The organism is Methylobacter sp. BlB1 (assembly GCF_015476545.1).
In the GTDB taxonomy this organism is placed as follows: domain Bacteria; phylum Pseudomonadota; class Gammaproteobacteria; order Methylococcales; family Methylomonadaceae; genus Methylobacter.
Genome location: NZ_JADMKV010000027.1, coordinates 1 through 14,302 on the forward strand (window position 1 = coordinate 1; position 14,302 = coordinate 14,302).

Annotated in this window: 12 protein-coding genes; 7 read left to right on the forward strand and 5 right to left on the reverse strand. The window is 49.8% G+C overall.

Annotation, left to right across the window (positions count from 1 at the left end; translation table 11 throughout):
* Positions 1-212: 212 nt before the first annotated feature.
* Positions 213-1,283: a Fic family protein gene (locus IT781_RS11900; RefSeq protein WP_228779102.1), complete on the forward strand. Its 1,071-nt coding sequence runs from the start codon at positions 213-215 to the stop codon at positions 1,281-1,283.
* Positions 1,284-1,415: 132 nt separating this feature from the next.
* Here the strand turns inward: IT781_RS11900 and IT781_RS22860 are convergent, their stop codons facing one another.
* Complete coding sequence (locus IT781_RS22860) at positions 1,416-4,289, reverse strand: dockerin type I domain-containing protein (RefSeq protein WP_194970379.1); 2,874 nt, start codon at positions 4,287-4,289, stop codon at positions 1,416-1,418.
* A 47-nt stretch (positions 4,290-4,336) separates the two neighbouring features.
* Positions 4,337-4,798, reverse strand: coding sequence for a hypothetical protein (locus IT781_RS11910; protein WP_194970380.1), 462 nt, complete (start codon positions 4,796-4,798; stop codon positions 4,337-4,339).
* 665 nt (positions 4,799-5,463) lie between these two features.
* Here IT781_RS11910 and IT781_RS11915 point away from each other — a divergent pair.
* Entirely contained in the window at positions 5,464-5,697 is a 234-nt protein-coding gene (locus IT781_RS11915) for a hypothetical protein (protein ID WP_194970381.1), read from the forward strand.
* Positions 5,673-6,026 (forward strand): hypothetical protein, encoded by a 354-nt coding sequence (locus IT781_RS11920; protein ID WP_194970382.1) that lies wholly within the window; start codon positions 5,673-5,675, stop codon positions 6,024-6,026. Before IT781_RS11915 ends, IT781_RS11920 begins: the two co-directional genes overlap by 25 nt.
* A gap of 284 nt (positions 6,027-6,310) precedes the next feature.
* On the opposite strand, the gene IT781_RS11925 is transcribed toward IT781_RS11920, so the two are convergent.
* Positions 6,311-6,808, reverse strand: a complete 498-nt coding sequence (locus tag IT781_RS11925) for a hypothetical protein (RefSeq protein ID WP_194970383.1) — start codon at positions 6,806-6,808, stop codon at positions 6,311-6,313.
* 624 nt (positions 6,809-7,432) lie between these two features.
* Between IT781_RS11925 and IT781_RS11930 the strand changes: the two genes are divergently transcribed.
* The 3 genes from IT781_RS11930 to metK all read left to right on the forward strand — a co-directional run bounded on the left by IT781_RS11930 (position 7,433) and on the right by metK (position 12,178).
* A complete protein-coding gene (locus tag IT781_RS11930; RefSeq protein WP_194970384.1) occupies positions 7,433-7,843 on the forward strand; it encodes an HMA2 domain-containing protein in 411 nt (136 codons plus the stop codon).
* 85 nt (positions 7,844-7,928) lie between these two features.
* Positions 7,929-10,997: an HAD-IC family P-type ATPase gene (locus IT781_RS11935; RefSeq protein WP_194970385.1), complete on the forward strand. Its 3,069-nt coding sequence runs from the start codon at positions 7,929-7,931 to the stop codon at positions 10,995-10,997.
* Positions 10,994-12,178, forward strand: coding sequence for a methionine adenosyltransferase (gene metK / locus IT781_RS11940; RefSeq protein ID WP_194970386.1), 1,185 nt, complete (start codon positions 10,994-10,996; stop codon positions 12,176-12,178). Before IT781_RS11935 ends, metK begins: the two co-directional genes overlap by 4 nt.
* A gap of 90 nt (positions 12,179-12,268) precedes the next feature.
* Here metK and IT781_RS11945 read toward each other — a convergent pair whose 3' ends face one another.
* Positions 12,269-12,811 (reverse strand): HMA2 domain-containing protein, encoded by a 543-nt coding sequence (locus IT781_RS11945; protein ID WP_194970387.1) that lies wholly within the window; start codon positions 12,809-12,811, stop codon positions 12,269-12,271.
* Positions 12,808-13,143, reverse strand: a complete 336-nt coding sequence (locus IT781_RS11950) for a DUF5132 domain-containing protein (RefSeq protein WP_228779103.1) — start codon at positions 13,141-13,143, stop codon at positions 12,808-12,810. Before IT781_RS11950 ends, IT781_RS11945 begins: the two co-directional genes overlap by 4 nt.
* Before the next feature lie 647 nt (positions 13,144-13,790).
* On the opposite strand from IT781_RS11950, the gene IT781_RS11955 reads away from it, so the two are divergent.
* Positions 13,791-14,054: a hypothetical protein gene (locus IT781_RS11955; protein ID WP_194970388.1), complete on the forward strand. Its 264-nt coding sequence runs from the start codon at positions 13,791-13,793 to the stop codon at positions 14,052-14,054.
* Positions 14,055-14,302 lie beyond the last annotated feature (248 nt).

The following is a 14,302-nucleotide window of genomic DNA, read 5'->3' on the forward strand; positions in this document are numbered from 1 at the left end:
CGTTGCGATCGAAGAGAAAAAGCTTGCAAAACGGAGGAGTCCATATATGTGCTGAGCGAAAAGCGAAGCGGATCGGCCGCGATCGATACCCAAAGGGCACGAGTGCGCTTCACGCTATTCACGGCATCCTACGCGCTGGCATGCCCCTCTTGAGCAGGCCATGAAGGCTAAACTGTTTTCATCGTTCCCACACGCCAGTATGGCAACGGCCAATGCTGATAACGCCTTACGGCTGGCCGACTACCGTGGTCCACGCGATGGCTAAAAGCTACCAACCACCCTATACCATTACGCCTTCCATCATTCGCCTGATCTCCGACATCAGCGAACAGCTCGGGCGATTATCAGTGTTGGAGGGTGAAAAAAACCTCCGTCTTCGCCGTATAAACCGCATTCGCACCATTCAAGGCTCACTTGCCATTGAGGGCAACACCTTGAGCGAAGACCAGATCACCGCCATTTTGGAAGGCAAGCGGGTTATCGCTCCACCCAAGGAAATTCAGAAAGCCCGCAATGCCATTAAAGCCTACGAACAATTTGAAAGCTGGCAACCGGCCAACGAAAAACAGTTATTGCAGGCACATCAGGTGTTAATGGCTGGTTTGATTGACGATGCTGGCCGCTATCGCAAGGGCAACGTCGGCGTGATGAATGGCGAAGCGGTGGTGCACATGGCACCGCCTGCCAGTCGCGTTAAAAAGCTCATGGGCGATTTGTTTAGCTGGCTGGCCGCCAGTGATCAACACCCGTTAATCACCCGTTCGGTATTCCACTACGAATTCGAGTTCATTCACCCGTTCGCCGATGGCAACGGGCGTATGGGGCGCTTATGGCAAATACTGATCCTGAGCCAGTGGAAGCCGTTGCTCGCTCAGCTACCCGTTGAAAGCATGGTGCACGCGCATCAAAGCGAGTATTACCAGGCGATCAACCTGAGCACGCAAAAGACCGATTCCGCGCCTTTTGTCGAGTTTATGCTGGGCGTGATTTTAGAAACCGTTCAAAGCACTGCCGGAAACAACACCCAGCAAGTCGGCCAGCAAGTTACCCCGCAAGTCGAGGCATTGATAAAAGCGCTTTTTAGAGTTGATAAGCCGCTGACTCGAAACGAATTGCAAACCGATCTAACACTAAAAGACAGGGAATCATTCCGCGAGTGCTACCTGAAACCGGTATTGGATATGGGGCTGATCGAAATGACCATTCCCGACAAACCCAACAGTCGATTGCAGCAATATCGCCTCACGGAGCAAGGCCGAAAATTGGCGGGAACGTTCACATAGTCGACTGTGCCTATCGAAAATTAGCGTAATAGAAGCACATAAGATGCAAGGTGAAATCAACTTTCACCTTGCGTTTTTCATCAATTAAAACGGTACAGGCCGGGTTAAAACACTGTGTTTTGCAGCAGGTGGTCAGGGAGCCGCAGAAGAGTGCGGGACTGTGATAGTCACTGAATCAGTAGCGGCATTTCCTGCTGCATCGGTACACTGAACATTGGCTGTATATACCCGACCGCTGCCTTGGCCGGAACGTTCAGCCCGCAGTAGCATTTCAAGATTGCCATTGATCTTCCAGTCAGCATCGGTGTTGCCATCGCCAAGACCATTGACTGTCTCGTTACTGCTGACAGAAACAATTTTGCACACTGGAGGCTGTACGCTGCACCAGTCCGTCGTGTTTGCCTTTATTGTTACTGCAACCATTTTATGGTTAACCGGCCATAAAACATCGGGCGCGGCTTCCAGACCATTGATCGTAGGCGGCTCATTGTCTGCCGCTTTGATTGCAGCCAGATCCTGCTCGTCCACCAATCCATCACTATTCATATCCACTGCCGGATTGAATGCGGCATCGCCCACTCTGCTTCCGAGTGAGATTTTGACCAATGCAAAATCGTCGCAATTCACTACGCCATCGCGATTGGTATCGCCAGGGAGAATTGGATTAACCACATTGCTTTTAACCACGGCATAATTGATTGCCTTGGGATTGTCTGCCTGGATCACGGTGAACGTCAGTGTATCCGGAGTACCGATCGGCGTCGATAATGGCGGATGCATGACCACTTTGACATTGGCGCTGCCGTTTGCCGGGATACTTACCGAGCCTGACGTCAGACTCACCTGATAGTTTTTATCATCCAGTGCTGAAAAGTTAAATTTTGCATCATTCCCATAATTCTTTATCTGAAAAATATAAGAAGTATCCTGATCTCGGCTCATATTTACTGCTACGGGCGGAAAAATGGCAAACGACTGCGGTGAGAATTGGGATGCGCGCACACGTTGGAAAGGTTGCCCACTCGCATCATTGCCCACGGCATAGACTACAAATTCTTGTGTAGGAATGGTCAATTTTCCCAGCAGTTCGCCAACATCAGCATCAGGCGAGTCCAGGTTGAAAGACTGTATGACTTGCCCGTTCCGCGTCCGAAGTTCGAAAGAGACGGATTGCGGCTTACCTGACATACGTGCGATTGCCTCTTGGGTTTTGCCTACAATAGGGAAGCCGGAAATGGGGAAATATCCCTCATGTCCCGGGCGTCCTCCCGGCTCGACAAACCGGAAGGCATTGAACAGCAGATTGCTGTCGCCATTGACCAGAGCCGAATAATCTCCGCTGCCTTGGATAGAAATGCGCCAATCGCCAGGTTGGGGCGCATCGATTGAGTACACTTTTGCAGATCCTGCTGCCGTCGGGATAGTCGGTTGCATTACGCCAGTATCATTAGCAGAGACGATACTGCCGTCCGGGCGGATAACAGAAATACTGGAAACGCCGGTACTGGTTACTGAAACAGTGATTCGGCTGGTTTGAAGGTCTACAGGGAAGTGGTGATCGACTACAGTAGTGCCCAATGGTCCGGCAACGGCCAAAATATCAGCAGCATTACTGCGCGCCAGGAGATTCGCTAGTTGCGAAAAGCCTGCGGTTTTGCCTGGTTGCAGGATAAATGTTTGCCCTCCAGAACTATTGGAGATATCGAAGTATGCCGGATCATAAGGAGAGCAGTGTCCATAAAGGCCATTAAAAACTTTGACATCCTTCTGTTGCGCAACCGTTTTCACTTGCCCTTCCAAATAAGCATCTTTGGCGCTCGCATCTGTGTACATGAAGAGTTCTCCTCCGGTTTCTGAGGCCGACAATGCATCATATTCGCCTTTCATCGACAGCTCTGGACAATCACCGCCTCCCCATGGAGACAGACTATCCACTGCATTCAGGAAGCGGTCGGCATCGTTTGTAGAGGTCAAAGGTCCCGTAGAAGGATCGTTAAACGGCGACAGGATATAGCGTGTCGGTTCATCCGGCGTACCATACCGCGAATTCAAAATATTACGAATGTCTGTTTGTACACCATTGATTACTGAACCCATGCTGCCCGTTGTATCTACAGCAAATGCCAATGAAGGGCCAATTCCAAGCAGACTTTTGAACTCATGCTCACTGACTTGCTCCTTGATCGCACGCAGCGCTTCGACGGTGGCATCTTGCGCCACAAGGGTCGCAGCCGGGTTATCATCGGCATGAGGAGACACACCAACGGGAACTGGCCCGGCCATTACAAAACAGGTGCTTGAGTCCTTGTTGATACCGCCATAGCCGCCGGTATGGTCAAAGGAACCGCCGTGGGCACATTTTCTACCAGCCTGATATAAATGTGTCCTGTCCTGGTTAGAGAAATAGCCGCTGGTCAGGTATGAAGACGTCAAATTGTCCGTAAAGCAAAGATCCAGCGCAGGGGCGTCGGTGCATGTCTGTGCATCCTGTGGCGCAACATTAGCGATAGAGCCTTTTCCAAGGTCCGGATTGGGCGATGAATTTCCTAGTTCTATCCAGGTACTGTGTGAATAAAAATCCTGCAAGGTATGAAAAGCTTCACCAAGCATTTTTCGGGCAGAATCCGCATCTTCGTTTTTGAGTGAATCGACGGTTTCCTGGTATAAGTCTTTGATCAGGTCGCTACAGGCCTGTAAATTTTCCGCATCGCAATGCCGTGCGCTTGTCGAGGGATAATTATTATCCACCGAGGCGTTGGCGTCTGCGATCTGTTCTCGTGCATAATTCATGGTTTTGGTGAGTGGCGTGGCATCGGCGCCATAACCATATTCGGCATAGAACACGTCGAGCGCATCCCGAGTCATCTGTTTATGGCTTTTTCCACCCGTCGCTGCACCTTTAAGACCGCCGGGAACAAAGGCTCCGACATCCGCCGGAAGTAGTGTTGTTCCCCAGATCGTTATAACAATAGAGAGCCGGCTAAAATATAATGGCTTATGTATCACAAGTATCTCCTTCTTAATGATATTTACTGCGAATGACTGGCGATAAACTACCGCCAATTTGTTGTCGACCTTGCCTTGATTGCATCCAGCTCATCTTTCCATATTGCTCTTTCAGCCTGTGAGATCGATGGATCATGGTAAAGCCGTAATACCGGCGCTTTAGCTTTGTCTTTAAAAAAAGACAGCACCCAGATAGCGGAATTGGTTTCCGCATTCAAAAGCCCTTTTCCTTGCGCTACATCGGCGCGGATAATGTTGATCAGTACCGGAATATCATCGTCGGTGAGCTGCTTGAAAACCTCGATAACATCTTCTTCATCCGGCCATTTATAAGGTTTAGTGAGGGAATGGGTGCCAAACGCCCAGGATAGGTTGTCATGTAGCAGTTCGCGTATTTCAACTTCGCGTTGGGATGTGCCGGCATGATGGGAATTGGCGCTCGCACAACCTTCGCTGATGAATATCGCAGCAGACAGGCAAACAGTTCTTAATAAGCGTAAAAAATTCAAGTCCTTTATCTCCATAGGTCAACTAAAGCTATCGTCCTAAAATGAGGAAACGGAAATAGCGCAAATAAAAGCCCGATATCACGCTATCGTAAAATTCCTTGCTTCTTGATGAGTGGATTTATCTTATTATTCTTGGAAGTGCTGTCTTTTTAAGACAAACATAATTCTTAAGCAAATATTAAGCTTAAAGTTATAGGGATTATGATTTGTGTCAAATTGAATTTATGAAAGTGTGATGGAGTTCATATAAAAAAATCCAGTCGTATGATTAATAATGAGATGATTGAGTGGGATACAGTTGTCATTGCTGGGATAGATTCTGCATGCACTATACTGGTGGCCTATTCTGATTCGGGGCTTTTTCGAGTAGAAGCGTGATTTCTCTTTTAGCGGCTCCTGCTTTGGAGAAGGCAGTGATAGTTTAGAACTGGTATGTATGAGCGACATTGAACATTGATTTGTCAGTAGTGGAATACTTCAAGATAAAAAACAGCAATAAATCACAACACTTTGGCGGGATTCTAAAGGACTGGAACTTACAGAAAAATCTAGCCTCCGAAACATCCAATAGTCCAGTGAAGTCGGCCCAAGCTTGCTAGCCATTTTAACGGGTTTTGCCTCAAAATAGCCTCCTCATAATAATCAATAACAGGGACATTTTCGCTATGAGCCAAGCGACTTTGACAATCCGTAATCCGGCTATCATCCTGGCAGCCTTAACCATTGAGGCAGATGCCTCCAATCTGATTCTCTCAAACGATGCGACATGGCATGCCGGTGAAGAGTATGACCTCACTGATGTGACAGTTCAAATTGCAAACGGGGCCACGCTGACGATTGAAAAGGGAGCAAGATTAAAAACGGGCGCTTCGAGGTGTTCGGCGCGCTTAATGCGGTAGGCGCACCTGATGCGTTAGTTTATTTTCGGGATGTATCTATTGCCATGGCGAACAATGATCCTCTCGCCATCAATGAAGGGCGGATCAATATCGCCTATGCGAATATCATCGGTGCATCTTCTTATCTCAGTGGGGCAGGCTATGGTTCCGTTACCCTAACCGATTCAATAGTCAGTTACACCAACTACATGCCCTGTCTGGGCCTCGGTTATCCCATAGCGGATGCTCATATTGAAAGAAATATCTTCTATCTGTCCGGAGGTATCTCTACCGCTACAAATAATAATGTCTCGGTCTATATCAAAAAAACGCTTTTGCCGAGCAGATGACTCCTGCGGTTGAGAATAGGGATAGCAGCAGCGGTGCAACGGTTGCAGAAAACAACAGCTTTCTCAGTACGGATCGCATGGCCCTCGTTTTAAAAAATGGCTATGGCAGCGATTCCAATTCCGCAGCGATTTCCGCCGCTTCGTTTATCAGTACCTCTCATATTAACGCGCCATCGCCGGATGCTCCGAGACTTTTTGCCGGAACTGACGGCAGTGGGGGTGTTGATCTGCTTGACGATGTGGAGCGGCTGCATTTTTCCGACAAATCAATCGCCTTATTGTTTTTACTCGCGCTTTTCGGCGGCAGCGTGTTTAGGCGCAGGTTTTTCGATGGCAGCGTGTTTAGGCTCGTGCTTTTCGGCGGCAGCGCGTTTGGGCTCAGGTTTTTTGGCTGCAGCATGTTTAGGCTCAGGCTTTTTTGCTGCAGCGTGTTTAGGTTCGTGCTTTTCGGTGGCAACAGGCTCTTGCTTTTGCGTTTTGAAATCCTTATGCGCCACCTTTGCTCCCTCATGAAAACCTTTGATGACCGAACCATTGGCGGGCAGCATTTTTGTGACCATCAAAGAGCTGAACACGGCTCCATAGGATAGTCCGTAACAGACGCCATAGACAGTGTTGTCCAATAGCTTGGATGGCGCCGAGACAATTTTGCTTGCCGCTTGTTTGGCCGCTAAAGCGCCTTTTTTGACTCCAGCCACTACCATGCCGGGTTGATTGTCAGTTTCTGTTGCATCATCGACTGTCGATGTTTCATCGGGTTTGCGAGAGGTTTTTGTAGCCATTGTTATCTCCCGAACATCAAATTAAAAAATATTTACGTGGGGTGTTTCGATAGGCAAACTTATGTTTTATAGACTGTCCGAAACCTCCTGTTAGGATAAAAATAACGCTGGCAAGTTCACAAAAATGTAGTTTTACGAGCAATATTGCTTGGTTTGTCTGAGTTATAAACTGAGGTTACGCATGGGCCGTTTTTTATCCTGTTAGCCGCGCTGGCGGCAGGTCATGAAACCGATCTTCAGTCAACTCGCCGCACCTTGCCGCCTGAATCGTGATGCGTGCGTAGGTGCGAATTCACTTGTGCCCCTTGCGGGTATTCGCACTTAACCATCTTTAAAAAAATAGCAGCGTTTCGGGTCGAATGAATTCGACCCTACAGTTACCGTCGCGCTGGCGTTATTTTTTAAACCCGTCTCAGTTCAACCGATGCGTAACATCAGTAAGGAATTTGAAACCAGAGTGAATGATTCCAAACTAATCAATGAACTTCTGGAATCCGATTTATCTAAAATATAAATTGATAATCCAGCGATAAGCGATCTTTGGCAATCCGTGCATCGGTTGCGGCAGTTGCAGTTTATTAAAAACTACTGAAATTTATGAGAAATTGACTACTCATTGAAGCAATGAAAGACGCGGCGCAAGACCTGATCACCGTAATCCACAACAAGGTTCCGAACAGGATTCGCATCCGGGTGCCGTCGATCAAACATAAGCAGACCTACGCCAACTTACTCAAGCATGACCTGCTCAGTGATGAAAAGGCAAAGGGCATTTATCATGCAGAGCCCAATATTGTGACGGGAACCCTGCTCGTTAAATATCACCCGGCTTACCATAGCGAGGAGGAAGTGGTTCAACTGGTCATGAGAGCCGTCAGTAAACTGCGCAAGGGAAAGATCGAGATTACTGAGAAACACAAGAACCCTAAGTTGGGCAAAATGGCCCCAGGCGCCTTTTTTACCCGGGAGCTCCTGGTCAATATCGCCGGAAATGTCATCGCAGGCGTCTTGGTGGCCGTTATGGCCACACGTTGAAAATAAGCAGACGGCGCAACATGCCCCGTCCGGCCCGAGCCGGCTAGACGTGCGACCGTGAAATCGAATTCTGAAATTTAATTCAATGGCTTCGATAACAGATACCGGTTCATACGAACATAAACCGCGCTATTGTGTATTGGTCATCCATAACAGCGTAGCCGGCAGGACGCGTTTTCATGTGCCCGGCTTATATCGCAACGAGTCTTTGCGCGCCAGCTTGGAATCGAAATTAACCGCCTTGGCCGAATTGAAGTTCGTCCGCGCCAATACCCTGACCGGTAATTTGTTAATCCAATATGCGGTTTCCCGAGATGATGAGGCTATGCCCGCCAGCATAGCGGGCGTGCTGGAAGCGGTAACCGGCTGTTCGATTATCCACGAGCATGTTCACAGGCCTTCGCCCAAACCCAGGGCGTTCAAAACCAAAGAAAAAAAACGCGCGCCTGCGGCGACGAGATACCGGAAGCCGCCTTACCATTTGTGGCACACGCTTGCCGGTTCCCGAATCATCAAGCTCGTCGAGGGCGAAGAGGAGGGATTGACCAACGAAAGCGCTCATCAACGGCTGGCTGAATACGGCCCTAATGTTTTATCCGAACATCGCGGACGTTCTTCTCTACAGATCTTTCTACAACAGTTTGTGTCCGCTCCCGTGGCCCTGCTCGGATTATCGGCAGGCATTTCATTGGCTACCGGAGGCGTGGCCGATGCGTTTGTCATTGCAGGCGTTGTGCTGATCAATTCGGTTATCGGCTATGCAACCGAGAAATCGGCTGAAAAAACCATTAATGCTCTGGGCCAGTCGGCGCCCGGAATCGCAGCCGTTATTCGAGACGGCAAAAAAACGGATATTGCCTTAACGGATGTAGTAATCGGCGATATTCTGGTGCTTGCGCCGGGAACTTATATTCCCGCTGATGCTCGCTTGTTAAAAAGCAGTCGGTTGAGTATAGATGAATCGCTTTTGACCGGGGAAAGCCTTCCCGCCAGCAAAAGGCATGCTTTCCTGGGAAAAGCTCAAACAGCCTTGGCAGACAGGCACAATATGATTTATAGGGGCACAACGGTAATAGGCGGTGACGGCCGCGCCATTGTCGTGGCTACCGGCCGCCATACCGAAATCGGCAAGATTCAAAGCATGGTGGGTGAAACGGTCACGCCCGAAACGCCGATGCAAAAGCAGATCAATGAGATGGGCCTGCAATTGGCCTTGTTCAGCTCAGGGATCTGCGCGCTGGTATTCTTTGTGGGATTGCTGCGCGGCAGGCCTTTGCCGGAAATGCTCATGTCGGCTATTTCGCTGGCCGTAGCGGCAGTCCCGGAAGGCTTGCCGGCTGTGGCGACTACTACGCTGGCGCTTGGCATCAAAGACATGCAGCGGAACAAGGTACTGATCCGTCAATTGCCGGCCGTTGAAAATCTGGGATCGGTTCAGGTCATTTGCCTTGATAAAACCGGCACGTTGACGTTGAACCAGATGAGCGTCGTTGCGCTAAAGACCGTGCAATCGGCTATTAGTGTAAAAGAAGGCCGTTTTTTCGACGGCGAGGCTGATATCGATCTTTATCAGGCTGACGGGGCATTGCAGCGCATGATGGAAGTGCTGGTGCTTTGCAATGAATCGACAATTGCCAAGGAAGGCAGCCAAGATTTGCAGGGATCGCCTACCGAGAACGCATTGCTTCAGGCGGCTATCGATGCGGGTGAAGATGTCGCTGCATTAAGAGCGCGCCGGCCTTTGGCAAAGGTGGACTACCGCGCCGAAGCCCGTCCCTACATGACGACGGTGCACCAGCTCGAGGACGGGCGGTTTTTCACAGCTGTCAAAGGAAGTCCGGCGGCGGTCCTGGAACTTTGCCGGCAATGCAGCAATAACGGCCATTTAAAGGCTTTGTCGGAAGACGACCGGCAATCGATTTTGATCTGGAACGAAAGGCTTGGCGCCGATGCGTTGCGTGTGTTGGGCGTGGCTTATTGCATGACCGGGGATGCAGCCGATTATAAACGGCAAGGGCTCATTTGGCTGGGACTGGTGGGCATGGAAGATGTGATCCGGCCGGGCATGGAAGCGCTCATGGCCGAGTTCCATGACGCCGGCATTGAGACCGTCATGATTACCGGCGATCAAAGCTCCACCGCTTTTTCAGTAGGGAAAAGGCTGGGCTTGAATGGCAGGTACGGTAAATCGCTGGAAATTATCGATTCCGAGCATTTGGATAAATTGCATCCTTCCGTGCTCGCCGGTTTGATCGATCACACCACCATTTTTTCCCGCGTCAGTCCCGCTCACAAGCTGCGCATTGTTAAAGCCTTGCAGCAAAACGGCAAGGTTGTCGCGATGACCGGCGACGGCATCAATGACGGCCCTGCGCTTAAAGCGGCCGATATCGGCATCACGCTGGGCGAGAAAGGCACTGACTTGGCGCGCTCGGTAGCCGATATGATTCTGCAGGAAGACGATCTGAAAACCATGGTGACGGCGATACGCGAAGGGCGCGCTATCTATGACAATATCCGTAAAAGCCTGCACTTCTTGCTGTCGACCAATCTCAGCGAAATCGAAGTGATGCTGTTCAGCGCCATGATCGGGCGTACCGAGATACTCAATCCGATACAGCTGTTGTGGATCAATCTGATCACCGACATTTTTCCGGCGCTGGCGCTGGCGTTGGAGCCTCCTGAAGAGGATGTCCTGAAGCGGCCGCCGCGCGATCCGCAGGCTGCGATCGTAGACCGCGGCGATTATGCTGAATTGATCCGGGAGTCGGGCATCATCACAGCGGGCGCTCTAGGCGTTTATGGGTATGGTTTGCTGCGTTACGGGCCGGGCCAGAACGCCGGCACCCATGCTTTTATGTCATTGACGCTTGCGCAATTGTTGCATGCCTATCATTGCCGCTCGGGGAGAACCTCTATTTTTCGTTCGGAAAATCGCCCTTCCAACCGCTATCTCGATGCCGCGGTTGGCTTGTCAGGCATGCTGCAGGTTTTGGCGGCGTTCCTGCCGCCTCTGCGCAGGCTGTTAAGGCTGAGTCCGGTGGGCGCAATTGATATAGTGGCCATCCTGGCGGGAGCAGGGTTGCCGCTGATTGCCAATGAAGCGATAAAAGGCATCGGCAAAAATACCTTTCATAAGGATGATAAGCCATGATCACTGACTATGTGTTTACCTCCCAATCTGTCACGGAAGGACATCCCGATAGGCTTTGCGACACCATCAGCGATGCGATCGTCGACGCCTATCTGCGGCAGGACCCGACTGCCCGCATCACGGCGGAATGCGCGATATCGAAAAATGTGTTGTTTCTTGCCGCACGATACGCGAGCGAGGCCGTTGTCGATATTCCGGAAATTGCGCGTTCCGTCATCAAAGAGGTTGGCTATTGGCCCAGGGACTTCAACGCCGATGAATGCGCCGTTGTCACGAGTCTGATAGAACAAGCAAAGACGGTCAGGGAAACAAACTTTTCAATGGACGACGAACTGGATCGTATCACCGTTTCGCACCAGGCCACGGTCTTCGGGTACGCTTGCCGTCATACGCCGGAATTGATGCCGCTGCCCATTACCCTGGCGAATCGGCTTTCGAGGCAGCTGTCCGAAGCCCGGAGACAGCGCAGTATCGAATACCTGTCCCCCGATTGCACTACGCAAGTAGGCATTGGATTCGTCAACGATTTTCCCGACCGGATCCACAGCATGACGCTCATCACCGGCTGCAATAGCCCGGATTCAATGCCAGCCTTTGAGCAGATTGAAGAAGATCTTTGGCAGCATGTCATCAATCCGGTTTTTCAGAATGCCGCTATCAAACCGGATACTATGACCCGGGTGATTATCAATCCCGAAGGGCCTTTTATGCGCAGCGGTCCGGCAGTCCACTCCGGCATGACCGGCCGGAAAACAGATGGCGATACTTACGGAAGTTACGCCAGGCATTGCGGGGCGGCTTTAAGCGGCAAAGGGCCGTCGCGCATCGACAGAGTCGGCGCCTATGCGGCGCGTTATGCCGCCAAAAATGTCGTCGCTGCGGGGCTGGCAGAGCAATGCGAAGTGCAGCTCAGTTATACCATCGGTTTTCCCGGGCCGGTCAGCGTCAATCTGACGACCAAAGGCACGGGCATCATCGACGACCATGAGATCCGCAAACGCCTGCTCAGACATTTTGATTTTCGCCTGGGAGCCATTATCAGGGATTTGGCGTTGCGCGAACTGACGCGGAAACATGATGGCGTTTTTTATCAGAAATTGCCTGTTAACGGGCATTTTGGTTCAGAGGGTTCGCTTTTACCTTGGGAAAAGACTGACAAGGCCGAGTTACTGGCTGAATAAGAAAATGAGTGGGATTGTGGGGCTGCTGTCAAAGGCTGAGCCAAGCTTGTGGTTGATGTGGCGATTTATTTTGTTGAACTGCCCAAATGTTCACTCACCTTCGGAATCGGCTTTTTGTTCGTACTCAATCTGATTTATGTCTTTCACACCCAGCAACTGAAACGCATACACCAGAAAGGTGGACGCAGGCGCCAACACGTTACCCCGCGCCGCTTGATGAATCGCTAATCCGATCAAGGTCAAAAATACAAATGAGCGGGCATCGAGCCGGCCTTTACTGTAATCCAGCAGCGCTTTGTCAAACCGATCGAACCCGTTCAAGGCCAGCGCTTTAATATACAAATTCGGAACTGTTTCATCATGATCTTCAGCCTCTTTTACTAAGTTGAAGAGGTTTTCTGTTTTGGCAAATTCGGCAATATCCTGGAAAGGGACATCGGCTTCGTGGTTGATCACAATGCTTGCCGTCGATGGATTCAATTTCAATTCATTGATGCCGAGAAAATGGGAAAACAGTTCTTCAAGACGATTAAAATAATTAATATCGCCGCGTTTTTGCGGTATTTTCAGTCTGACTCGTCCCGGCAATTGATGCTTAATGAAAGCGGAAGGCTGAATTTCGTCATCGGTCATGATTCACCCTGGTCGGAGGCGGCTTCACTGGATTCAGGAGTTTCGGATGGGCTTACGTCATATTTTTGCTGAAGATCGGATCGGGCTTCCGCCAATATATCTTCAACTTCTTCGCTGATTTCGGCGAGGATTTCCCGTCCCTGTTCCATAAGCAATATCCCTGACTTGAGCGCCTCGCGCGCGCCAGGGCGGGCCGCTCTGACAAGGTCAGGCAACAGGGGTATTACGGCTTTAGCTAAAATTGTTGCGCCGACACCAATGGCGATTCCAAGCGGGACGCCGTTCTTATATAAGTCGTCTATTTTCATATTCAGCTTGTCCTCGATACGCATACAGACAGCAGTCGAAAGAATCAGCGCCCGAGAGGGTCTCAACGTTTACTGATGACGCCGCCAATATGTCCGGTTTATTGCAATTAGCCAGCAGATGCCCGTCCCTTCCGTTTGAAAATGATAATTGCCAACGGAATAGCCCGGCATCAATAGATCAGCAATCTTCATAGCTCTAAAGTTACACGGCCATAGATATGGCAGTGCTTATTTTAAATTCGTGTAATGCAATTTTTTGACAGTAATAGCCATGAGCAGTTTCACTTTTTATTTTGGACGGTGATGAAGCTGATCGCTGCAGGCAGTCATTCCGGCACTTGAGTGAGGGTATCCTGGCGGCGGCACGGATGTCTATGCCGTGCAGGTGCGAATCTACTTGTGCCCCTTGCGGGGCGTCGCACTGCCTAGGCCGGTACCCGGGCGTTTGCGCCGGGTCAAATGAATTCGACTCTACAACTGCATAACATCAGTTAATAAAACTTCCTGGCTACCGAATATCTTGAAATCCGGGCAAGAAACAGCCCAAACTCGACAGGCCTGTCACAAACTTACAATCATTTTTAGCATCGACTATGCCCAATTAGAAAACACCAAAGCAAAGAACCTATCTAAACAGTTGCTATGACATCACTATTTTCTGGGTACACACAATGAAAACACCAAAATCAATACAGATAGAGATTTTTGATCATCCGGATGAACTGATTACCAAAGCGAAGGAAACTGCCCAAAAATACGGTGTGCATTTCCTGGGCGATACTGATCAGGGCGTAATAAAAGGTTTTGGATTTAAAGCGGACTATCTTTTTCAGGAAAATGTTCTGACTATTACCGTTTTTCGTAAACCCGCCTTCCTGCCGTGGACGACAGTAGAAGAAAAGGTAAGGGCTTTAGTGAATATGGACCCAAGATAAATTATTGTCTCGCTTCATGTTTGTCATAGTTGGTTAACCGCATTGAGGTGGTCGAGAAAAATCGACCAGCTCCGTTAAGCGACATTTTGTAGTTGCGCCATTTCTGCTTCATGCTGATCAGGGCTTTTGTAACCCAAGTACGAAATAGCCGATGAGGATTATAAAACATCGCGATATAATTCAGAATAGCCTGTGCGCTTCTTACTAACCCACACCCGCTTCTATACTATATAGATTGCTTGAATAAA

Excerpts from the sequence above, each read along its gene's own strand:
- IT781_RS11915 (WP_194970381.1), top strand. The coding sequence starts at position 5,464 with ATGAGCCAAGCGACTTTGACAATCCGTAATCCGGCTATCATCCTGGCA.
- IT781_RS11935 (WP_194970385.1), top strand. The coding sequence starts at position 7,929 with ATGGCTTCGATAACAGATACCGGTTCATACGAACATAAACCGCGCTAT.
- IT781_RS11955 (WP_194970388.1), top strand. The coding sequence starts at position 13,791 with ATGAAAACACCAAAATCAATACAGATAGAGATTTTTGATCATCCGGAT.
- IT781_RS11900 (WP_228779102.1), top strand. The coding sequence starts at position 213 with ATGCTGATAACGCCTTACGGCTGGCCGACTACCGTGGTCCACGCGATG.
- IT781_RS11930 (WP_194970384.1), top strand. The coding sequence starts at position 7,433 with ATGAAAGACGCGGCGCAAGACCTGATCACCGTAATCCACAACAAGGTT.
- metK (WP_194970386.1), top strand. The coding sequence starts at position 10,994 with ATGATCACTGACTATGTGTTTACCTCCCAATCTGTCACGGAAGGACAT.
- IT781_RS11950 (WP_228779103.1), bottom strand. The coding sequence starts at position 13,143 with ATGCGTATCGAGGACAAGCTGAATATGAAAATAGACGACTTATATAAG.
- IT781_RS11925 (WP_194970383.1), bottom strand. The coding sequence starts at position 6,808 with ATGGCTACAAAAACCTCTCGCAAACCCGATGAAACATCGACAGTCGAT.
- IT781_RS11945 (WP_194970387.1), bottom strand. The coding sequence starts at position 12,811 with ATGACCGATGACGAAATTCAGCCTTCCGCTTTCATTAAGCATCAATTG.